The 22,566-nt window shown below is 48.1% G+C and carries 18 protein-coding genes; 9 read left to right on the forward strand and 9 right to left on the reverse strand.

The window, feature by feature from the left end:
* Positions 1-185: 185 nt before the first annotated feature.
* Entirely contained in the window at positions 186-1,025 is an 840-nt protein-coding gene (locus QUA04_RS10140) for an ATP-grasp domain-containing protein (RefSeq protein ID WP_333256239.1), read from the reverse strand.
* Between the two features lie 135 nt (positions 1,026-1,160).
* Here QUA04_RS10140 and QUA04_RS10145 point away from each other — a divergent pair, with 135 nt between their 5' ends.
* The 5 genes from QUA04_RS10145 to QUA04_RS10165 all read left to right on the forward strand — a co-directional run bounded on the left by QUA04_RS10145 (position 1,161) and on the right by QUA04_RS10165 (position 3,288).
* Positions 1,161-1,298, forward strand: coding sequence for a hypothetical protein (locus QUA04_RS10145; protein ID WP_333256242.1), 138 nt, complete (start codon positions 1,161-1,163; stop codon positions 1,296-1,298).
* A gap of 5 nt (positions 1,299-1,303) precedes the next feature.
* Positions 1,304-1,510, forward strand: coding sequence for a hypothetical protein (locus tag QUA04_RS10150; RefSeq protein ID WP_333256244.1), 207 nt, complete (start codon positions 1,304-1,306; stop codon positions 1,508-1,510).
* Between the two features lie 87 nt (positions 1,511-1,597).
* Positions 1,598-2,011 (forward strand): hypothetical protein, encoded by a 414-nt coding sequence (locus QUA04_RS10155; protein ID WP_333256246.1) that lies wholly within the window; start codon positions 1,598-1,600, stop codon positions 2,009-2,011.
* Positions 2,004-2,438 carry an HNH endonuclease gene (locus QUA04_RS10160; RefSeq protein WP_333256248.1) on the forward strand — a complete coding sequence of 145 codons (435 nt, stop codon included), beginning with the start codon at positions 2,004-2,006 and terminating at the stop codon, positions 2,436-2,438. The genes QUA04_RS10155 and QUA04_RS10160 overlap by 8 nt, the downstream gene beginning before the upstream one ends.
* 226 nt (positions 2,439-2,664) lie before the next feature.
* Positions 2,665-3,288, forward strand: a complete 624-nt coding sequence (locus tag QUA04_RS10165; RefSeq protein WP_333256251.1) for a Uma2 family endonuclease — start codon at positions 2,665-2,667, stop codon at positions 3,286-3,288.
* 252 nt (positions 3,289-3,540) lie between these two features.
* Here QUA04_RS10165 and QUA04_RS10170 read toward each other — a convergent pair whose 3' ends face one another.
* Complete coding sequence (locus QUA04_RS10170; protein WP_445242309.1) at positions 3,541-6,414, reverse strand: zinc-dependent metalloprotease; 2,874 nt, start codon at positions 6,412-6,414, stop codon at positions 3,541-3,543.
* Between the two features lie 106 nt (positions 6,415-6,520).
* A complete protein-coding gene (locus QUA04_RS10175) occupies positions 6,521-10,042 on the reverse strand; it encodes a hypothetical protein (RefSeq protein ID WP_333256257.1) in 3,522 nt (1,173 codons plus the stop codon).
* 635 nt (positions 10,043-10,677) lie between these two features.
* Here QUA04_RS10175 and QUA04_RS10180 point away from each other — a divergent pair.
* The 3 genes from QUA04_RS10180 to QUA04_RS10190 all read left to right on the forward strand — a co-directional run bounded on the left by QUA04_RS10180 (position 10,678) and on the right by QUA04_RS10190 (position 15,725).
* The gene (locus QUA04_RS10180; RefSeq protein ID WP_333256260.1) at positions 10,678-10,902 is read left to right on the forward strand and encodes a hypothetical protein; all 225 of its coding nucleotides are present in this window, start codon (positions 10,678-10,680) and stop codon (positions 10,900-10,902) included.
* A 422-nt stretch (positions 10,903-11,324) separates the two neighbouring features.
* Positions 11,325-14,450, forward strand: coding sequence for a phosphoenolpyruvate carboxylase (gene ppc, locus QUA04_RS10185; RefSeq protein WP_333256263.1), 3,126 nt, complete (start codon positions 11,325-11,327; stop codon positions 14,448-14,450).
* 138 nt (positions 14,451-14,588) lie between these two features.
* On the forward strand, positions 14,589-15,725 hold the full coding sequence (locus QUA04_RS10190) for a phosphodiester glycosidase family protein (protein WP_333256266.1): 1,137 nt from the start codon (positions 14,589-14,591) through the stop codon (positions 15,723-15,725).
* Between the two features lie 129 nt (positions 15,726-15,854).
* Here the strand turns inward: QUA04_RS10190 and QUA04_RS10195 are convergent, their stop codons facing one another.
* The 4 genes from QUA04_RS10195 to QUA04_RS10210 all read right to left on the reverse strand — a co-directional run bounded on the left by QUA04_RS10195 (position 15,855) and on the right by QUA04_RS10210 (position 19,258).
* Positions 15,855-16,412, reverse strand: a complete 558-nt coding sequence (locus QUA04_RS10195) for an HPP family protein (protein WP_445242310.1) — start codon at positions 16,410-16,412, stop codon at positions 15,855-15,857.
* A gap of 316 nt (positions 16,413-16,728) precedes the next feature.
* A complete protein-coding gene (locus QUA04_RS10200; RefSeq protein WP_333256272.1) occupies positions 16,729-17,295 on the reverse strand; it encodes a diheme cytochrome C in 567 nt (188 codons plus the stop codon).
* A gap of 20 nt (positions 17,296-17,315) precedes the next feature.
* Positions 17,316-18,224 (reverse strand): MBL fold metallo-hydrolase, encoded by a 909-nt coding sequence (locus QUA04_RS10205; protein ID WP_333256275.1) that lies wholly within the window; start codon positions 18,222-18,224, stop codon positions 17,316-17,318.
* A 521-nt stretch (positions 18,225-18,745) separates the two neighbouring features.
* A complete protein-coding gene (locus QUA04_RS10210; RefSeq protein ID WP_006634582.1) occupies positions 18,746-19,258 on the reverse strand; it encodes an inorganic diphosphatase in 513 nt (170 codons plus the stop codon).
* Between the two features lie 31 nt (positions 19,259-19,289).
* On the opposite strand from QUA04_RS10210, the gene QUA04_RS10215 reads away from it, so the two are divergent.
* Complete coding sequence (locus tag QUA04_RS10215) at positions 19,290-19,544, forward strand: hypothetical protein (protein WP_333256278.1); 255 nt, start codon at positions 19,290-19,292, stop codon at positions 19,542-19,544.
* An 80-nt stretch (positions 19,545-19,624) separates the two neighbouring features.
* Here the strand turns inward: QUA04_RS10215 and QUA04_RS10220 are convergent, their stop codons facing one another.
* Both QUA04_RS10220 and QUA04_RS10225 read right to left on the reverse strand, forming a co-directional pair.
* Positions 19,625-21,016 carry a serine/threonine-protein kinase gene (locus QUA04_RS10220; RefSeq protein ID WP_333256281.1) on the reverse strand — a complete coding sequence of 464 codons (1,392 nt, stop codon included), beginning with the start codon at positions 21,014-21,016 and terminating at the stop codon, positions 19,625-19,627.
* Positions 21,017-21,161: 145 nt separating this feature from the next.
* Positions 21,162-22,469, reverse strand: coding sequence for a serine/threonine-protein kinase (locus tag QUA04_RS10225; RefSeq protein ID WP_333256284.1), 1,308 nt, complete (start codon positions 22,467-22,469; stop codon positions 21,162-21,164).
* Positions 22,470-22,566 lie beyond the last annotated feature (97 nt).

Raw genomic sequence — 22,566 nt, forward strand, 5'->3', positions numbered from 1 at the left:
GGGTCATTTTTTAACGTTATATGCTTGCTATGTAAGCATTATAACCTATTTTTATCGTATTTTATGTTTAAGTCCCGTTAGAGAGTATTGAGCTGGAAGTGGCGATCGAGGAATTATATCGCGGTGTGAGTTTCGATCGATTGAGCAACGGGTAATTTTGACGTTCGATCGCAAGGTGCAAAATATTATATCCCTTGCTGCTTCTGGACCCACCGCTTCCATGCCGCCTCTGATGCTTCTCTCACAACTAAGCTCAAATCACACTGATACAAGGCTGAACACGATAGAAAATTAATCTCTAGAACGTAAGCCAAATTACCAGAACAACAGAGATCTAGAACCCAAATTGGGTCAGGCTGCCATTGTTGTTGCGCCACCGCTTCGGCTACTTGTCGCACAATCTCAGGCATTCCGGATTGATAGTAAGGTTTCTCAATCTGCCGATATTGAGAAGCACACAAGATTTGCCCTTGGGCAATAATCACTCTCCATTCTGCTTCAATGGACTGTTCCGGTGCAACCACCACCAAAATGTTCGGGTCTTCGAGGTAATGGCGTTTCATAAAACTGTCTAAGTCCGTCACTTCTCTAGGAGAATACAGACTACCTGCAAAAGGTTTAAGTGGACTGTTGGGACGGATAAACAAACGTTTACTCTCCTCAAGATTGAAAAGTAATTTAGGCTTTTCAACCACAGAGGAAGACAACTCTGATAATGGCAAAATATAACCCCCTGCATTCAACAGCCAACGTTTAAGATGAGGATAATAGGCTGTGCAATGATAATGTTCAATAGTCCCGATAATTCCTGGTGTCCAAGACAAATCCCAACTGAGAATCTGTTCAGCTATATAGAGTGACCCATAGAAGATGACACACTCTGTTTGGGGAAAGAAGCGTTGATAGTCTGTTATGCCTCTGGTATAGTCAACAATCTTAACATTGTGTCCTTGCTTGCGAATCTCCGTTGCAAGTGGAGTCATAGAGCAGCCAAATACACCATCTTCTAGAATCCAGCTAACCATCTAGCTACCTTCGCCCAAGTCATATGGCAGATGAATTTATTATTGTAGCGCCAATTTCGACTAAAAACCAGGAGCGATCGCCCACACCAGTCTTGTTATCATTAAAATCAATGGCTGCAACAGGAAGCTTAGACTATGTTTGCCCTCGTCTCACCCGAAAAAATTCAATTGCCTGCCGGTTCTCTAGTGCGCTTACCTGCAACCTGGCAAGATTATCAGAGTTTGTACGATCGCCGAGGAGACACCTCTATTTCGCCTATTAATGAAAGGTGAATGCCATGCAAGCCAAACTTCAAGAACAACTTTCTCCTGCTGATGCCGAAGTCATCTTGAGACGCTTGCCAGAACGAATTCAAGCGGCTCCGATCGCGCGTGCTGCGGAAATTGAATATCCGATCGAAGCTGCGATCGCCATTTCGATCGCCAGTTTTCTCGACACAGAAGCATTAGGTTTCGTAGATTGCAAACCAGGACGCGGGCAGTAAAATCAAGAAGTCCCAGGCGATGAAGTTCGAGATAAGGTGAAAGCCCGATCGCTAAAATGATGAATAGATGTTGCTGCCAAGATAACCATGACCACCATCACCCTCAACCTCTCTCCCGAACTCGAACACCAGATCCGCACTGAAGCATCTCGACAGGGCGTTGAACCCGATCGCTACATTCTCAACACCCTGCAAGAACGCCTCCAGCCTAGACTTCCAACCACCCAACCTACAGAAGCCGACTTGCTGCAACAAATTAACATCGGCTTTAGTGCACAAACCTGGGAAGAATACCATACCCTCATCGCCAAGCGTCATGCCGAAACCCTGACACCCGAAGAACACGAGCAACTGATCCAAATGAGCGATCGCCTTGAACAACTCAATGTTGCCCGCATTCAAGCCTTAATTCAACTCGCAACCTTCCGCAACCAACCTCTGACGGAGCTCATGCAAACCCTCGGCATCAATCCTCATCCCGAGATCGTTGATTATGCCTGAATCCCGCCTCACACAGCAGCAGCGACAATTCATTAAACAACGCGCCAATGGTTGCTGCGAGTATTGTCTCAGTCAAGCTAAATTCTCTCCAGACCCCTTCTCCATTGAACACATTATCCCTCGCTCCAAAGGTGGCACCAGTGACTTGGATAATCTGGCGATCGCTTGTCAAGGGTGCAACAATTTCAAATACAGTCATAGTGAGGCGATCGACCCCGTTACAGGTGGCTCTGTCCCACTTTATCATCCTCGACAGGATAACTGGAGCGAACACTTTACTTGGAGCACCGATTCGACTCAAATGTTGGGTTTAACACCAACTGGACGCGCTACCATCGATCGGCTGCAACTCAACCGAGAAGGAGTAGTCAATCTTCGAGGAGTCCTGCATTCTATCGCTCTACATCCACCTCACAATGATTCGTAATTGAATATCCGATCGCAGCGGCGATCGCCATTTCGATCGCCAGTTTACTCGACACAGAAGCATGAGGTTTTGTAGATTGCAAACCAGGACGCGGGCAGTAAAACCGAGAAGAGGTGTCAAAGTTTACGGTATACTTCGTTAACGCACCCTACAAGAGCAGCGATCTATCTCACGTTAAGCTAGAAACAGACAACAGAGAGCCAACCTACGCAAAAGGTTAATATCAATGGTTGCCATCGCCCAAAAAACCCTTTCCTTCGAGGAATTTCTCAACTGGGATGACGACTCAGGTAGGTCATTCGAGCTAGTCAATGGAGTTGCCATGCCCCTGAGTGAACCCACAGCCAAACATGAGGATGTCGTCGATGGTTTATGTCGTCTCTTGGTAGATCATTGCCAATCCTTGAACCTTCCCTACGTTCCTCGACAAAGTAAACAAGTCAGATTGAACGCACCCCCGGGCGAAAGTGAATCGAGTCGTAAAGCCGACATTGTGGTGTTTGCCAAGGAAGAATGGGTCAGAATGCGTCAAAGTTCTGCCTCTGCTGCTGCCTATATTCCACCTCCCTTGGCGATCGAAGTTGTCAGTACGAATTGGCGGGATGATTACCGCATCAAATTGAATGAGTATGAAACTTTAGGAATCTTGGAGTATTGGATCGTTGATTATGCAGGGTTGGGAGGCGTTCAGTATATTGGTTCTCCAAAACAGCCTACGGTGACCATCAACCGCTTAATCGATGGTGAATATCAGGCACAGCGATATCAAGGAGAAGCCATTATTGTTTCTCCAACGTTTCCTCAGTTGGTATTAACCATCGCTCAAATCGTTGCGATGACAGAAGTTTAGTCTTTGCAAATTATTAGACTTGCAATCGTTAGTTGACGAAATGTACGAGCAATTGGGAGCCAATTATTTCATCGATTACGATAGCAATCCACCATCCCCTTGGTTAAAGTCAGAGATCCCGGAGGTCTGGTCCATTGATGGCGATCGCTATTATTTTAAGTTGACTGAGATTCTAAGAAACCGGGTTTTTGAGCAAATCTGCGGGCTGCAACGAAATATCTTCCTCAAAAACCCGGTTTCTGAACCCCCAAATTAATTCGACTGAATTTGCGAATTCAAAACCTTAGAAATCCGATCGCGCGTTTCCTCCAAATGAGCCCGCGTATAAGCATCCGCATTCCGATCCAAATTCCGAATACTCTTGCTCAAACCCTCCCGCAACTGCCGCAACTCGTACCAAGCCAAACTTCGCGCATCCTCTGGAACACTCGTTTTTCGCAGCACCATTCCGATCAAAAGCCCCAAATGTTCCCGCTGCAAAGAACGCCGAAAAGTTGAAATTTGCATCTTCTTTTCCGGCTGCAAAACCTCTTTCCAGATATCCTTTTGCACAGTATCCAACACTTCCGGCAACCTCAAAGCAGTTTCCGGCGCCGATTTTAACTCGGCATCCCGCAGCCTCGCCAGCCGCGTCGGAGATAGCAAAACTCGCAACACAAACCGCTGCAAAAAAGTAATTCGATCCCCGATCGGGTAATCTAGAGGAAACACCAAAGCCGGACTTCCCCAGTGCTCCCAGCGCGACGGCGCCAATTTGTTGAGCAATTCCGGCGCAAAACTAAACGCATCCGGGGCAAAAACGTACTTCTCTAATGTTGCCAAAGCTTCTCGCTGCTGAGAAAGTTCGATCGGCACAAACGGCAACTTCGCATTAGTATCTCCAGGGCGAATCCGATTAAACGACTGTCCCCCCACATACAAAGTCGCATTCATCACCTGCTGAAGATAATACCCGAACACCGAATCAAACATCACCCGCAGTTCGTTATAACCGTCTTCCCCAACTGGAGTTCGCTTTTCTAAACGCTTCCACATCGCCCTCGCATTATCCAATTGCCATTGCGAATACCTCAGCATATTGGCGCTGAGATCAAAGGTATTTGCAGCGGGATCGAGAATATCAACAGAATCCTCATCCGGCGCGTAAGCTAATTGCTGTTCCGCAGCGCGGCTGGCAATTTGTTGCAGCGCTGGTAAGTCGCTGTTCGGATTTGCGCCGCCAATCACCTTGTAACCGTACTCGATCGCCCAATCGTCATAAGGCCCTACAATCGTTGGATAATAGTCGCCCTGCACAGTTCCCTGCGGTGCCAAATTAACCGGCACATAATCCATCACCGACGCAATCATACCTTGCGTGCGAGTTAGCTGAGTATTGTTCAAATCCTCCGGTTGCAGCATCGTACTCCCGTGAAAATTGTGTCTCAAACCGAGAGTGTGGCCGACTTCGTGCGCCGTCAAAAATCGGATATATTCATTAACATAATTGTCAATCGTCCCACTGCTAGGCGCTGCATTTTCCAACAGATCCATCGACATTGCCCCGATCGCAAACTGTCGGCTCGATTCCAACCCAAAACACATATCCGAACTCGACATCAACCGCGATAAAGAGGAGCGCTGTTGCTCTTGGTATCTTTCTACCAAACTCGGCAAATCATCAGCAATTCCACCTTGACCATTTTCCCCGCTGCTTTTTCCTAAATCCCCATTTTCTAGCACCTTCAAATAGCGAGAATACATCCCGAACTGACACGGATTAGTATTAGAACCGTTTCCTCCTTGAAAACTCTTAGATAGCGATCGATTTTGTTCCACCAAAGACCGATAGCCCTGTTTGATTTCCCGGACCACATTAGCATCCAAAAGAATGTCAGCATCCAAAATTTCCCCCGTCAGCGGGTTAGTGCGAGACGGCCCGATGCCGGCAAACTGAGGCTCAAAAGAACTAGACCAGCGAATAGTATTGTAGCGAACGTCAGCCGGGTCCCATTTAGCATTGTCCGGCATTTGTTTGACCTGAATTGCCTCGGTAAAACCTGCCTTTTCAAAAGCTTTGTTCCACTCCAAAACGCCCTCGCGAATAGCGTTTCGGTATTCGCGAGGCACATTATTTTCAATCCAAAAGACGATCGGCTGCACCGGAGGCGACATCGGCGCTGTCGGGATTTGCTTTTGCAAATGCCAGCGATTGATATAGCGCACAAAAGGCTCCCGGCTGCTATTGTCAGAAAAGTCCTTATATGCTGTAAGAAAATAGCCCACTCGCTCGTCCGCAAGTCTGGGGCGGTAGCCGTTATTTAGCGGCACTTCCGAGAAACTGTAGTGAATGCGGAGGTTAAAAGCCCGACTGTCAGGAATCGAAGGTAAATAGTTAAGTTCACTGTCATTATCGCTAGAAAAACCGTAAATAGAAGCAATTTCCACATTCAGCGGAAACGCTTTAACATCTTTAAAATAAGACTTGTCTTCATCGATTGAGTAAGAAGCGCCCAAAATCATCGGCAAAATCGCTTTTACCCCTGGTAAATCTCGCTTTTGGCTCATCAGCAAATCGCCTAAATCGATCAGCAGAGTTTGTCTTTGCGAATGAATGCTTTTGAGCGGCAAAGAATAGAGAATCGACTCGCTAAATCCCCGTTCTACCGAACCTGCTTGCGGGTCGCCCGGCCTTGTGCGAAAATTTATATTTGGTATCACAAACTGCACCTTATTTTGGACGCGCCGCAGTTGAAATAAGAAATCGCCGATCGGCATTCCGCTCAAAATGCCCGCTTCCCCCAAACCCGATGCCAATGTCACAAAGCACAGGAACTTTTTGTCTAGTTGTTGCGGTGTAATTTCCAGATAAACTTTATTAGTTGTTTGATTGCGGTAAAGAGTAAATAGTCCCTCTAACTTTTGCGCGTCTTTGACAACCTCTTCAAAGGGTGCCATAGTTTGCTGTTCGCTACTTTGTTCGTTGCTGGGCGGCCCAGATGATAAAGCTAAAGGTAACCAGAAACCTTTATACAAACTGAAACAGAAAAATGCTAAAGATAATATAAAAAATATCAAAGGCAGATTTTTTCTAGGATTTTTTATCTGTGTATTTTTGCTATTTTCAGGAAATATCAATCTTTTCATTTTCAGTATTTAGCCGCAGCAAAGAATAGTTTTGAGATAGTCGCGCCGCACTCGCAACGTTGGGAGCATTTAACTTCTAAAATAACTCAAAACTCAAAAATTAGAACTATTGTTTCGCCGGCCAGGGAATCATGGGATCTTGAGCCAACCGCTTAGACACTGCAACAGCACCGTAACGGTTGAGGTGGCTGGGGTCGGAAAAAGATTCCCGCGCCTGGGGCCACAATAAACTATTATCTAGGAAAATTAGTCCGCTTTGGGCTGCTAATTCTTGCATATATTGCCGGAATTCTTGTTCGTAACCTGTCCGCACCGGGTCTAAATAATCTTCAGTCAGAGGCATATTCACAAACACGAGATTGATGTTGCGAACCTTGGTAAATTCGATCAGATTTTTGAGTGCTACAGTTTGTTCGCCTACCAATTTAAAATTTTGATAGTCGGAGTCGTAATAACCAGATACTTTCGGGTGCTTCTGAAAGTAAGTCTCGGGATTGAAGCGGATATCGATCGGCAAAAAGCCATTTGGTTGATACTCGCTGACTGGTTTACTCACAGCAGCGGGCTGGGCATTTTCCTTTGTTTGTTCCTCCAGGGCTGCGGGTTGGGGGCTGTCTATTGCAACAGGGGCTGAGGGATTAACGATCGATCGCAAAAACCCTTTAAGTCGATCGCGCTTTTTGTAAATTGCAGAACCCTCAACCAACTTTTGACTCACCAATTGCTGAACGTTAGCTTGAGTTTGTCCCAAATTGTTCAGCAATTCAGTGGCAGTCGCCACCGGATTGTTGGCGCTTTCGTTCGATGTTTCGGATTCTAATTGATTGGTGCGGATCAGAAAACTACCCCGGCTCAATTGCCTGTAACCTTCCGAAGAAGCGATCGCGCTAAAAGTCAAATCCGGCCGCCCGCTGTTGAGAGCCCTCGCCCCGTCCGCCAACACCAGCAATTTCGGCAGTTGTTGCGGTGGCAAAATCCGGCGGATGATTGAATCTACAACCTGGAGAGTAGCTCCATTAACCCCAAAATTGTAAGCCCTCAGCCCCGGGTAGCCCGACGCTGCCAAAGCTGTTTCCAAAACCGCCGGGTCGATGCCCCGCAGCGCCCTGGAACTACCGACAATTAAAATATCCGGCGGTTTTTTGTGCAGGTGAATGTACTCTTGATAGCGCGCTATCTGCTCGTCAAGCTGCTGGCTCCTCAAAGTTGGGAACACCGCAGGAGCAGAAACATCAGCTACAGGAACACTAATATTTCCCGGTTTCGTAAACCCAGAGCCATTGAAAGCCTCTTGCTGGTGCGCTTCCGGCGACGGCTGCAACGGAATTTGAGGCAAATTCACCTCCTCAGCAGGGGGAACAGGGTTCGGGGTTTCCTTCGGAACAGGGGCTGTAACGTCGTCCACAGCCTTGGGAGAGGGATTTTGACAGTTTGAACCCTTACAAACTTCGGAGGCGCTAGGAGCTTGACTGACCGCCACAGATTGCAGAAATAGACCCAGCAGCCAATCGGTATTGAAAGTCAGCAGACAGCCGGCGATCGCCCAAATCAAAGCCATTCCCGCGACGCGATCGGCTCTCACGCCTCCCGGCGCAGCAGCATTCGTTGATAAACCATCGTTGGGAACAAACAAACCCGAAGCGACAAGCGGTTGCACTGCAGCTTGAACTAATTGCTCGCCCAGATTGTATCCGGGGAGTCTGATTTTGAAACGCGGTCGCCAGGAATTGGGCATCGGAGCATCGAACACCAAATTCTCGCCCAAACCCGAAAAACTCCCATCCTCTGCCGGTGCAAACTCCGGCATCGGTTCCTTTTCCAAGACAGCGACTTGCGAGGGAGCAGGTGCCGGTGCCGTCCTTGATTCCTCGTCAACGGCCGTTCTGAGGTCGATTGCGTAGCGCCACAGGGGCAGCTTCTGGCCCGCGCGACGCCCGTAGACTCGCACCCCTGCCACTCCCGGAATTTGTAACTGCCGCAAGAATTTAGCCACCGGCGGCCCTACCTTCGACTGAGAAGGGCAAGTCAGAGCTTCAGTCATGACGTGCAGCACGTCGGCTTTTTGCAGCACGACAGCCCGAATCCCTCCTGTTTCCAGCTTGCGCCTGAGACTGGGGTTGAGCAACCTGTTCAATAAAAAAGTCAAAGCCAATTGGTCGCCCTCGGCCGCCAGCGTTCTGGTGCTCGCAGCCAAGTCGGGGTGGTGGGCGGCAGGCAAGTCCACCCAGTCTATCCAGACCGGCGACTCCGGCGCCGCCTGAGAGTCCTTGGATGGTTCTACGCCGTAGATAGTAGCTGCGCGGAGGCCTTGGGGTGCGAAGGAGGCTAACAAAGGGGCGATCGTGTCGGTGGTTTGCTGCTTGTCGGGGTATTCTTGCCGTTTAGTCTTTTGTCCTTTTTTGGCAGTTTTGCTGCAAAACAGATGGAGGGTTGCTTCTTTGAGGGTGGCCCGCACTTCGACTCTCGATGCAGCCAAGTGTTGATTTAGCAGTTTGGCGATCGCAGGTACGTCGCCCCACCTGGCCCATTCCTTGAGAATTTTGTCCGGCGAAGTCAAATCCACCCGCAGCACCCAGTCCGGCTTCGCTTCGCCGCTGACTTGGCTGCCGATTAATGCTTCCCGGAAATTCTCTAGTTGCAGTTTCCGCAGCCTGCCGGCGATGGGTTCTGCCAGCAATGAGGGGTCGGGGCTGTAAGCTGACTCGCACAGCACCAGCAGTCGGCGTTCTTTAGGCTTGATATTTTCCGGCGCCTGAGCCGGCACGGTTTCTCGGCTGCTTTTGAGTTCTTTTTCGCGAATGCTTACTTTCACGGAAACTCCCATCGGCCCGAGGATTTCGCTGAGATAGCTGGCGATCGCCTCTGGATAGCCCCGGCGCGCCAAAGTTTCCGGCGAAACCGTCAATGTTCCACCGCGATCGCCCTCGCCTGAGTCAGCTTCGGGGGATTGAATCAAAGCCACCGCGCCACGGTTCGCTTTCTGCTGCGGGGGAACGGCAGAACCGAAAGCTTCCCGCCTCGCAGCAGCCGAAGTGTCGATCGTCACGGCGGAAGTTTCAAAAACTTCTGGGTATTGAATCCGGGAGGCGATGGGCAGACTTTCGGCATCAAAATCCAGTTCTTCGCGTACTTGCGGCGGGTGGGCTGCTGTTTCTACCAGTTTTGGTGTCTGTTTGAGTTTCTGGTTGTCATTCTTAAATTTGCCGAAAAATCCGCCTCTTTTAGGGCTTGCTGGCGGTTCGTCGGGGGGACTCGCTGGCGGCGGCGGCACTTCGGCAACTTTTGGTTCCGGTTGCTGTGGCTGTTGCTGTCGCTTGGGACTGCTGCAATCGAGCCGGACTGTCCAGTCATTTTGTCGGGAACCGATTTTGCGGCCGCACAGAAACAACTGGTAAATTTTAGGTCGATCGGGCAGTAGTCGCGTTAAATCAGTGTGTTCGAGGGCGTTGGTGAATCTCGCCGTCACCAATTCTTGAGACGGACACTGCGCTGCTTCGCACAAAATGTGCAGGTGATTTCCCCGCAAACGCGCTTGTACTTGAACTTCGGGAAGCCCTAAAGCTTCTTGCGCCCACTGCGAGGCGCTCGATCGATTGTCTGCCAATATGCTCCCGTTGGCATTCAACATGAAACTCTAAATTTTGCCAAAGCTGGTTTTGTTTTCTAGAAATAGCACAGTTACAGATTTTACAGACAATTATTTGATTTGCCGAGCTTAACCGTTTTGTTTGGTTTAAGCCATGCTCGACTTAGTGTCTTGCCTTGTATCCCCTCGGCTTCGAGCCGTTGGTGAATATTTTTTTGATAATACCTCGACATTTTGGCACACATAGGTCCAACTTAAGCCAAGCAACAAGTTATTCGTCATTAGTCATATCGTTTCCGTTTGCATCCGAATAATAATTAGACCTCTCTCATAATTCTTGTGGAACAGGCATCCTGCCTGTTCAAGGCTGGCTTTTCTGGAAATGTCTATTATTTTCCGACTGTAGTGCTGTGGTTTCGTTGGGCTACGCGGAAAGAGTCGCACGATCGATCGCATTCGGGGAGTATCCCGATTTTATACAAAGCGTTTTTTCCGAGTGCGAGCTTAAGATCTCGCGAGAAGATATTTATAGACTTGGCTACGCGGGGACGATCGCTTGCAGGATATCATTCCGATGTCACCCGATTTGATCTCAGAAGTCATTAGTCAGAAAGCAGCGGTCAAGATGATTATTTGCCTTGTAAACTAAGGATTACGGATTGACACAGGAGAAATTTATGCCGTCGGAAAACCAAGACTTGCTCAAAACTAAAACATCTAACAGTCCAAATTTGCCAGTTCCCTCAGACATTTTATTGAGCTTGGTCGCCTTACCCATGCTGGGCGGGTTGGTGGTGGCTAAAGCTGCTGCTGAGTTTGTTGCGTCGATCGGCGTTGAAAGCGAAGAAGTCTTTCGGGGTTCGCGACTCCCCGTGCTCAACTTTCCTCAATCACAGGATTAGAAAGCACAAGGAAGGATGCTGCAGCTAGAAGTTAATTTTTTTGACCCCGCCCAAAAACGCATACCAGCCCCCGACTCCTGTCGGGGAGAGATAAAAATTTTCGACCCTAGTTCAACTCTCTAGATTCATCTTTGGAGTAAATCTCAAATTGTTCGACTTAGTGCGACTCGACGCTCGCGCTCGCCGAACGTCTCACGCCGAGCGTCTAAAATCTAAAATCCCAAGTCAACTGATATGAAAGCTTGACAATAGGTACAATCTGTGATCTAAAAATTAATCTTTCCTTATACTTTGTACATAAGTGCCTTCTACTTTCTAAGTTGCAATAAGTTGTCTCAAATTTGACTGCAAACAAAAGTGTTTTAGGCGAAACTAAACAATACAATTTTCACAGACACCCGCAGCTATTGAGGAACAGCCCGATGAGTTCAGTCCTCCAGTCTTCAGAACAGGCTATTGATGCAACATCTATTTCCCATTTTCCCGCTTACTCCAAATCAGACCTGTTTCTGCGAAATCGCCTCAAAGTTGTAGAGGACTTGTGGGAATCGGTGCTGCGACAGGAGTGCGGGCAGGAATTGGTGGATTTGCTCCAACAAATGCGATCGGTCAATTCCGCCGAGGGACAAGCCACTCACTTTCGCGAGTCGAATGTCGTACAGCTAATCGAAAAGCTCGACCTCAACGCCGCCATCCGCGCCGCTAGGGCTTTTGCACTGTATTTCCAGTTGATCAACATTGTCGAACAGCACTACGAACAGCGAGACCAACAGCTAGCTTACGCTAGCAGCAACGACGCTGGTGGGCGGATGTTTTCTAAGCTGCCAGGACAAGCAACGGATGCCCCCGATCGCCCGCGCCACAGGGAAGGCCCAGGCCCCGCCCAAATGGCTTTGAGCAAGGCAGACAGCAGCGAGACGATCGCCCGAGATGCCGGCACTTTTCACCAACTGTTCCCGATGCTGCTGCGCTTGAACGTGCCGAGCCAGCAAATCCAGCGGTTGATCGATCAGTTAGACATCCGCTTGGTATTTACAGCTCACCCCACGGAAATTGTCCGCCACACGATCCGCACCAAGCAGCGGCGAATGGCGAAGATTCTCCAACAGCTAGACCAAGTTGACGAGAAATTTCAGGTGCTCGGAACCGACTCTCAAAGCCCCTACCCGGTGTCTTGCTGGGAAGCGGCGGCTCTCCAAGAGCAACTGATGGAAGAAATTCGCCTCTGGTGGCGCACTGACGAACTACACCAATTCAAGCCGACTGTGCTCGACGAGGTGGAATACACTCTCCACTACTTCGAGGAAGTTCTGTTTGATGCTATTCCCGAACTCTACCAGCGCTTAAAGCAAGCGCTCCACGCTTCTTATCCTTATCTGAAACCGCCGAGTTACAATTTTTGCAAGTTCGGTTCTTGGGTGGGATCGGACAGGGACGGCAACCCTTCTGTGACTCCGAAAGTTACTTGGCAAACGGCTTGCTATCAGCGCCACTTAGTGCTAGAGAAGTACATCGCCGCGGTGAAGCGACTGAACGAACTTTTGAGTTTGTCGCTGCACTGGAGTGACGTGCTGCCGGAATTGCTCGAATCTCTCGATCGCGACAGATCGGAATTTCCCGAGGTTTACGAGCAGTGGGCGATCCGCTACCGCCAAGAACCTTATCGGTTGAAGCTGGCCTACGTGCAGCAGCGACTGGAAAATACGCGCGATCGCAATTGGCGGCTCTACAAAGGAGACGAGTTGCAACGGGAGCGCGAGGCTTTGTCGGAACGTCCCGGAATGACCGGTCTTTATCGATCGGGCGCTGAGTTTTTAGCCGAGCTGCAGCTCATCGAGCACAATTTAGTGGAAACAGGTTTGAGCTGTCGAGACTTGGAAAATCTGCTCTGCCAAGTAGAAATTTACGGGTTTAATTTGGCTTACCTAGATATCCGCCAAGAGTCAACAGTACACTCGGACGCTTTGACCGAAATTGCTGAATACTTGCAAATTTTGCCAAAGCCTTACAATCAAATGTCGGAATGCGATCGAATTATTTGGCTCGCAACTGAACTGCAAACTCGCCGCCCTTTAATTCCAGCAGAATTGCCATTTTCTCCCAAAACTTGCGAGACGATCAATACCTTCCGAATATTGCGGCAAATGCAGCAGGAGTTTGGTCAGGAAATTTGCGAAACTTACATCATCAGCATGAGCCACGATGTCAGCGATTTGCTGGCGGTTTTGCTGTTAGCAAAAGAATCAGGACTTTACGATCCGGGTACAGGAATTAGCAGTATTCAAGTAGTTCCCCTGTTTGAAACGGTGGAAGATTTGAAAAAAGCGCCGGAAGTAATGCAAAAAATCTTTGATCTGCCGCTTTATCGCGCTTTGCTAGCAGGAGGATACGCGCAGGAAATAGCGGAAAAAAGCGAAGAAAATATCCAATGTCCAATCGAAACTCTCAAATTGCAAGAGGTGATGCTGGGCTATTCGGACAGCAATAAAGATTCTGGTTTCCTCAGCAGCAATTGGGAAATACACAAAGCTCAAAAGGCTTTGCAAATGGTTGCGGAAAAACACGGTGTGGAGTTGCGAATTTTTCACGGCCGAGGCGGTTCTGTAGGGCGCGGCGGCGGGCCTGCTTACAAGGCAATTTTGGCTCAGCCTGGAAAGAGCATTAGCGGGCGAATTAAGATTACTGAACAAGGCGAGGTTTTGGCTTCTAAATATTCTTTGCCAGAGTTGGCGCTTTACAATTTGGAAACTGTGGCGGCGGCGGTAATTCAAGCTAGTTTGCTGCACACTGGTTTTGATGGCATCGACCCTTGGAATGAGATTATGGAGGAGTTATCGGCGAGGTCGCGATCGCACTACCGCCATTTAATCTACGAACAGCCGGATTTAGTCGATTTCTTCCACCAAGTTACCCCGATTCAAGAAATCAGCCAGTTGCAGATTAGTTCTCGTCCGGCCCGGCGCGGGGGCAAAAAAGACATCAGCGGTTTGCGAGCAATTCCGTGGGTGTTTAGCTGGACTCAAAGCCGCTTTTTGCTGCCTTCTTGGTACGGTGTCGGTACAGCTTTGCAAGAGTTTTTGCTGGAGGAACCGGAAGAACACATGAAACTTTTGCAGTATTTCTACTTGAAATGGCCGTTTTTTAGAATGGTAATTTCTAAGGTGGAAATGACTTTATCTAAGGTGGATTTGCAGATTGCAGAACACTACGTGCAGGAGTTAGCTTTGCCTGCTGATAAGGAGCGTTTTAACGCTTTATTCGAGCAAATTGCGGCCGAATTTCACTTGATTCGCGATTTGGTTTTAACGATTACCGGACACCAACGTTTGTTGGACGAAGATCCATCGCTGCAGCGATCGGTGCAGTTGCGAAATGCGACGATTGTGCCTTTGGGTTTGTTGCAGGTTTCGCTGCTGAAACGCTTGCGGCAGCACGGTAGTGGGGGGGTTCCGGGGGTGATTCACTCGCGTTACAGCAAGGGTGAATTGTTGCGGGGAGCTCTGCTGACGATTAATGGAATTGCTGCGGGGATGCGGAATACCGGCTAGAGAAATAGTTTTGAGTTTTGAATTCGTGGTGAGGTGCGCGCTTACGCACCTTGCTACTGGTAGTTTCAGAATTCAGGCGATCGCCCATTGTAGTCACAGCCATAGACAACTGTTCGCTATGCTAGCTGAGATTTTTTTATGTCTAAACGCAAACAGTCTGAAGGTTGTCGCCCGATGCTGCGGCGCACTTTTTTATTTTTAACGGGCATAGCTTTGGCGCGGGTTGCGGCTGACTATTTTGCGATCGCCCAAAACCGAGATAGTTTCTTGACTCTGGCGGGTCAACTGTGGCAAAAGTCACTCGCTTTTCTATCAAGTATACAATCAAATCAAACTCCTCAACCTCTCCCTAGCAATCCCATTGTAAAATCGGCAAAAACCCATCAACCTCTGGCGAGTAATCCTATTGTAAAATCGCCCGAAAATTCTCCTGCTGTGCAGCCGTCTCAACCTCAAATTATCAAACGTTCTGCTAAGCGAGCAAAACCTGTACAAGTCAGCCGCCAAAATGTAGCTGGCGCAAGTTTTTATCTCACAACTATTGACCTTGCAGACCCGGAAATTTATATCACAATTGGGTTAGCTAATAATGCAGATTTTGCAAATACTTCTAAAGTAACGCGGGGCGACGAACCTTTTGAAAATATGGTGTCGCGTTACCGGGCTGCTGTTGTTGCTAACGGGACTTTTTTTGGTAAGGATGAGCAGAAAGCTGTGCTGGGAAATATGGTGGCGGCGGGTAAGTTTCTGAAATATAGCCGATGGGAAAATTACGGCACGACTTTGGGGATTAAAGCGGGAAATCAATTGGAAATGGTGACGGCTAGAACTGAAGGTAAGCCGGATTGGAGTCAACATTGGTTTTCTCTGACTTGCGGGCCGAGATTGGTTAAAGGGGGGAAAGTTTCGCTGTCTCCTTTATCGGAAGGTTTTAAAGATTCTCATGTTTTGGGCGTGGGTTCGAGAACGGCGATCGGCTTTCCAGCTTCGAGAGATAAGTTATTTTTGGTGACTTTTCTTGACAGTTTGTCTTTGGAAGCAGAAGCTAAAGTTATGCAGGCGATCGGCTGTTTTGAAGCAATGAATTTGGACGGGGGCGCTTCGGTGGGTTTGGCTCATCAAGGGGAGATTTTATTGCCGCCGGGACGGAATTTGACGAATGTGCTGGTGGTTTACGATCGCGAAAATCCGGCTCCTGCTCAATTAAAACAGTCTTGGGAACGCTTTCAAAAGGGTTCTCGACCAACACCGGACAAATCAGTGTTTTTTGATTGATCTAGCAGAAGGAAATTCGGCAACGAAGCACTGTACGGGATGTAACGGATGGAAGGAAGAAGGAATCGAGGGAGCATCCCGATTTTGGGTAGTGATCCCGAGGGAAGGATGAGAGAATTAGAGACAAGGCTATAACCAGTGGTTGGGATACGTCCTTTCTGCCGCTAAATTATTAAAGATGACGGCGCACAAGACCAAGATTATTGATCCCTCAAAAGCAGGTGTTAGCAAAAATTTCCAGTCTGGTTGGGTCATCATGACGACTAAGGCAACTGCTCCCGAAGGCGGATGTAGAGTTCTGGTAATCTGCATAATTCCGATCGCACTAGAAACAGCCATTCCCATCGCCCAGGGAGAAGAACCGAGAAAATGCAGAATGATTAGACTGGTGAGAGCAGCTAAGAAATTGCCCCCAATGACATTCCGGGGTTGAGCCAAAGGGCTGTCAGGGACACCAAAGATCAGAACGCTTGTAGCGCCAAACGGAGCCATTAGTAAAGGAGAATTAGTTTTTACAGCAAGATAGGACGTTGCAGTAATTGCCAAAAAACTGCCAATCCAACTCCAAAAAATATGCCGAGGATGAGGTCTGTCTACTGGGCAGGTCAATGGACACGAGCGCCATCTCCCAAAGGTTTTAAACCAATAACTTTCCCATTTCAGTCGAATTTTTTTACTGTCAATCATAAATCAGGTTACTTGATAAGCAGGCTTCTTAAATTGTCTGAACTAGCCTCCGGTAAAGTTAAGATACCATAACAATTTGTCAAAAAGTAGTTAAAGGCACAGATTTTTTACTTCTATGCCACTTTAGCTGCGGCTAACCACTCGGTTGGAACCGACTAACCAGTTCGGTCGGTTTTGCAACAGACGTTATCGGCAGTCGCACAACTTCAGCGTTAGCCGTCAGAGGATAAGTATCGAGTTCAGAATGCGATCGCCCTTTTGTGGTGAGTGCGATCGAGACGATCGCACTCGGATATAATTACGAACTTAATCTTCGCTATGGAGAGTTTTGCCACTCGGCGGTAAGCTTGCGGAAATTGTATTGAGACGCGCCGGGGTGACAAGTAACGCAACTGCTGATATTTGCGGGTTGTGGCAGTTTTACTTTGGGGTGCAGTGCTTTGAAATAGCGAGAACTCGCGACTCGGTAGGCGAGTTCTTCGTCTTTGGCTTGGGGACGGGAAAAAGTTTGCAGGTAGTTCCACACTAGGATGCGGGGTGGGTCTACTAGCAGTTTGATGGTTTGTCCGTAGTGTTGGGAATCTTGCAGCAATCTGCGCCAAGTTTCTGTAGGTAATACTTGTGGCGGTAAAGCGATGTGACAGGTGGCGCAGTTTTCTAGGTACAGTTGCTGTCCGAGTTGGTAGCGTTCGGGAATGCGATCGACCGTACCAGTATCCTCGATCGAAGACACCTGAGCAAGTCGCGCGGGAGTTGCAGAATAGGCAGTCTGAGCTGCAACCCATCCGCCACAGGTACAGCAGATAATTATCAACACTAGCAACGTTGAGTAAAGCCCCCGCAAGCCTACTCTGCGACGTTTGCGGGGTTTTTCCTGTTTCATAATTCTGAATTTATTTTTGGTTAAATCACTGGTATGCTCATGCCTTCGCGGGCTAAGCAGGCATTGGCGAACGTTGCCTGCACCTCTGCTTCGACTCGATCGAGAAAATTGTCGTCGTGGCCCGGATCGTGGTGAAACATCACGATTTTTTTGACTCCGGCAGCTTTCGCTATTTCTACTCCTGCTTGCCAAGTCGAGTGTCCCCAACCGACTTTCGGGGTTTTGAAGTTGTAATACTCTTCGTTGGTGTAGTTGGCGTCGTAAATCAGCACGTCGGCGTTGCGAGCTAGGTGTAACACGTTGTCGTCCAGCCGATCGGGAAAATGTTCTGTATCGGTGCAGTAGACTGCTGTGTGTCCCTCCCAGGTGACTCGATATCCGATCGCGGTGTTGGGATGGTTCAACAGTGCCGTTTCAATTTTCACATCGTCGAGTTCGAGAATATCCCCAGGGGTCAAATCGTTGAATTTGAGGTCTGACTGCATCACCTGGATGGGGACGGGAAAATTGGGGTGCACCATTTGGTCAGCAAGACGCTGTTTGATGGTAGTGCCGTTGGGGGCGATCGCACCGTAAATGTGAAAGCAGTTCCCCGGGATAAAGGCGGGAGTAAAGAACGGAAACCCTTGAATGTGATCCCAGTGAGTGTGGCTGAAAAACATATGGGCTTCCACCGGCATTTGCCGCAGCAGATTGAGGCCTAGAACTCGCAGGCCCGTACCGCCGTCAAAAATCAGGCGTTTTTTACCCAAGCGCATTTCTACACAGGAGGTGTTACCTCCGTAGCGAAGTGTTTTGGTGCCGGGGGTGGCGATGCTGCCCCGCACGCCCCAAAACTGAACGACAAACTCGGTCAAAGGACTATTTTCCATAGTGGCTTTGTGATTGGAAGGCTGTGGATTGGGTAGAGAGGGTGCGGAATCTGGCATTTTTTTTAGTTTTGGCGGCAGGAACTTGGGAGTTGAAATCTTAGTTTTTACTTTTTAGTTTTTACTTTTTAGCAATCCGTACTATAAAGCGCTTTATCGGGGAACCATCCGAGTGCCGAACAATTGGGCTATTACAAGCCTAAACCGTACCGGTTGGTGTAGGAGATGTCACGCTGGAGAGATTATTTTTTGCACCCTGCGGGCTGCCCGGCGTCTTCTGTGTTCTGAGATTAAGATAGCGCCGATCGATCTAAGTATTAGGGTAAAATTTCCTCAAACGTAGAACGCATTCCCCAGGGGTATAATTTGCGCTTAATCTTACTCTAGGAGTAGTATTTTTTTCAAGATTGGGTCCGGAGCGGGGTTTTGAGGAATGCCGTTCCGGTGAATCGGCATTGACGACTGATTTGACCTTCTAGCTACCCGTTCCTCGACTGCATCGCCTGACGTGCAGCGGTTGCCTTAAGTTCGGCCTCCTGAGTTTTTAGTCGGGTTGTAGTCGAGGAGTGCGGGCTAGGGACTTATTTGCGATCGGCGGCGATGCACTTTTCCACTAAGGGCATGACTTGATCGACATCTTGCCAACCCAGAATTTCCGTGACTTTTTTCTCCAAATTTTTGTAGGTTCTAAAAAATTCGGCTATTTCGTCCAAGCGGTGGGGGGCTACGTCTTTGAGGGACTTATAGTGAGCGTAGCGGGGGTCTTTGTCGGGAACGCACAAAAGTTTTTCGTCCCGGTCCCCTCCGTCGATCATTTCCAGCATTCCGATCGGACGGGCTGCGATTATGCACCCTGGAAATGTGGGCTCATCCATCATCACCATGCCGTCGAGGGGGTCGCCATCATCGGCTAAGGTGTTGGGTATGAAGCCGTAGTCGCACGGATATTGGACTGAGGAAGAAAGCACCCGATCGAGAGCAAAGGCTTGCAAGTCTTTATCAAATTCGTACTTGTTTTTGCTACCGGCGGTAATTTCGATGAGGACGTTGAGCAGTCCTGGTTTCGGCTGTGCCGGAATTAGCGATAAGTCCACAACAATATCTCCAAGTTAACAGATGATTGGGATGAGTGCTACTTGCCAAATCCCTTTGATAGCATTTTACGGGCGATCGGGCTCGATGCTCCATGAGATTGACCGAAAGCGGACGAGTGCGATCGGGGTTACACAATTTGAGGATGATGCTTGTGGGGTGTCCCGCCTGCTGGGAAAATACACCCGAGGGGCGGGGCGCATCCCACAGCTTGAAAGGGTAATGCTTTGTTTGGGCGATGGTAATACAGCGGGAACCGCTGTATTACCATCTGTGCAAATTTTTTAGTGTCGTTAAGTATTTATTTTAAGTTGGTAACTCATCTCCCAACTTTTGATTTCCCAAAGCTTTTTACTTATGGCAACCTCTCACAAATCATTTAGGATTGCTATATAAGGATTGCTATAGGTTCTTTTAATTTTCAATCCCAACCACTGGCTCAGTTCTGTTGCTAACCACTCGATTTCTAATTCACTTAGTCCCTGCTTCACTCCTAGTTGATATTTTTGGTTGCCCGCTTGAATAATCACCTGAGAACCTCTGTATTTAATTTGTTCAATTTCCAACTGGCAAATGTCCTGTCTGGGAGCTGGCCGGGAATAATACCATTTCAATCCGAGCAGATGCCAACTATAGGAGATTTGCTGCCGATCAATTCTCAGACACACTTCCCGAAATAGTGCAAACAGAAACATGACTCCTACCGCACATAAAGAACTTCCTGATATTAGCATTACCATAATAAATTGGTTATTTATCCCTAAGCTATAGGTGAAAAACAAATTCCCCAATAACCAAATATTCGCAGGTACCGCCCCAGAAAGCAGGGCAATTAAACCAAAACCGATTCCTTGTGGCGGAATTACAATTTCTATAAACTCCGAATTTTGTGTTAGTTCAATATCGCTGCCTGGTGGCGGCTGCACCACTATAGGACTTTTGTTGATAGGGCGCGGATTTTTGAGCGCTCGCAATGCTTCCCCAGCGGAAGATAATCGTTTGTTCAAACTTGGTTCTGTCATCCACTCCAGCCAATCAATTAAATTAGAATTGAGATGCGTTACCCGATCGGCAAATTGAATTCTCAAATCCTGCTGTGACAGTTCAGTAGGATGCAAACCCGTTACCAAATAAATTAAAGTTGCACCTAAACCGTAGAGGTCAGAAGCCGGAACCGAGCGCCCGCCAAATTGTTCCGGTGCCATATATCCGTATGTTCCCACTACTGTAATTGTGCCGCCAAATTTTGCAGCTTGGTTCTGCACCGAACCGAAATCAACTAAATAAACTTGTCCCACCGAGTGACCTGATCTGCTGTGCAGTAAAATATTGCTAGGTTTAATATCGCGGTGAATAACAGGCGGATTTTGTTCTTGCAAATAAATCAAAATTTCTAACAACGATTTAGCTAATTCTTTTACCTCATTTTCGCTAAAAGTACGTCCCGATCGCAAATGATCTTCCAAAGTTTTCCCCTCTACATAAGTTTGTACCAGGGCAAATCCTTTATTGTCTGGTTCGTCAATTTCCAGGTAGTCGAGGTAGCGAGGAATTGCTGGGCTATCGAGTGCTTTTAAAGTTTCTGCTTCCCGTTCAAATAGCTTGAGGTCTTGCCATTCAAAATCGCTACCGAGGAATAGCTGTTTGATGACAACTAATTTTTGAGTTTGCAAATCACGAGCCAGCAGCGTTTGGCGACCAGTTTGTTTTCCCAGTTGTCGGTGCACTTCGTAGCGTTCTGCTAATATTTTGCTGCTCATGTTTTTTTACATTAATTTTAATTTGAGGTTATCATTGGAGTCCAAAAATCGGGTTTTTACGAAAATACTTCGTTGCAACTCCCAGATTCGCCAAAAAACCCGGTTTATTTGCTCGGAGTGAGTCCAGCGCTATCTAAATTTTAGATTACAGTCCACTTTCTTTTTGATACCACCGGGCAATAGACTTGCTAGTTGTCCCCATTGACAGTCCTGCAATCAGCGACGGTGGAAGCACGTAGATAATATAACTACTGGAATCATCTAGCACACCCAAAAGCATTATCCGAAAGTAGATGATGCTTGTCGAGGTACAGAGTAAGATACTAATGGCAGTTAAAACCTGTCGGTGAAGTTTAGGATTAGTTAGGGGGAAAAACCACAAACGCGTGACGATTCCTGCGATTATTCCGTTCCCCAACCCCAGCAGCAAGCCGAGAAAAATACCAATGACTCCTGCGACAATTGTGATTACTACCGGAAAAATAAAGGTGCCGTAAATTGCTGCACAAGCTCCTACACCTAGAGTTCCCATCTCAATGCTGCGTTCGATCGCATTCTTGAACAAACTAAAGGTATCCACGGTTTTTCCCTGTCTCAATGGCAGGGAATATTTATTTATTGTCTGTGGTTTTTCGAGAACTTCTTTTGCTATTTGGACTGAGGCGGGACGGCGTTCTAAACTGGGATGCGTCATCCACTTCAGCCAATTGGTAAAACCGGGACTCAGTTGGGTGAATTGCTCGAATTCGATCTGCAAATCTTTCTGCGGCAAGTCGGCAGGATGCTGCTTGGTAATTAAGGCGATTAATGTTGCTCCCAACCCGTACAAGTCGGAAGCGGGAACGGCCCTCCCGCCAAATTGTTCTGGCGGCATATAGCCATAAGTTCCGACAACGGTGACTGTTTTTCCTTGTTGCGTTGCTAGGGTTTGAACTGCACCGAAATCGACTAGGTAGACTTCGCCGACGCTGTTTCCCGATCGATTCTTGAGTAAGATATTGCTCGGTTTAATGTCGCGGTGAATCACCGGGGGCTGTCGCTGGTGCAGGTAGGCGAGGATGTCTAATAATGCTGTTGCTAATTGTTTGACTTCGCTTTCGCTGAAGGTGCGGCCGTCTGAGAGATATTCTTGTAGGGATTTGGCTTCGATGTAAGTCTGAACTAGGGCGAATCCTTTGCGGTTGGGGGTGTCGATTTCAAAGGAGTCTAGATATCGGGGAATTGCGGGATGGGATAGGGATTTTAAGGTTTCGACTTCTCGCTCGAACAGTTTTAAGTCTTCCCAGTTAAAATCGCTGCTGAATGAGAGTAGTTTGACTACTACTTGCTGTTGGGTTTTTAAGTCGCGGGCGAGTAAAGTTTGCCTTCCTGCTTGCTTGCCGAGCCGCCGATCGCACTGATAGCGATCGGCTAATATTTCTTTTGACAAATCGCCGATGTTTTGTCCGCTCATGTTCTCTTGCCCTAGAACCGATTAAACCTAGTGTAGTTGACAAAAGTGCATTAATCGGAAATGTTCGGGCTACGGCAAAAAATTTTTATGTCAAAGA

Origin of the sequence: Microcoleus sp. S13_C5 (assembly GCF_036700845.1) — a bacterium.
Taxonomy (GTDB): Bacteria; Cyanobacteriota; Cyanobacteriia; order Cyanobacteriales; family Microcoleaceae; genus Microcoleus.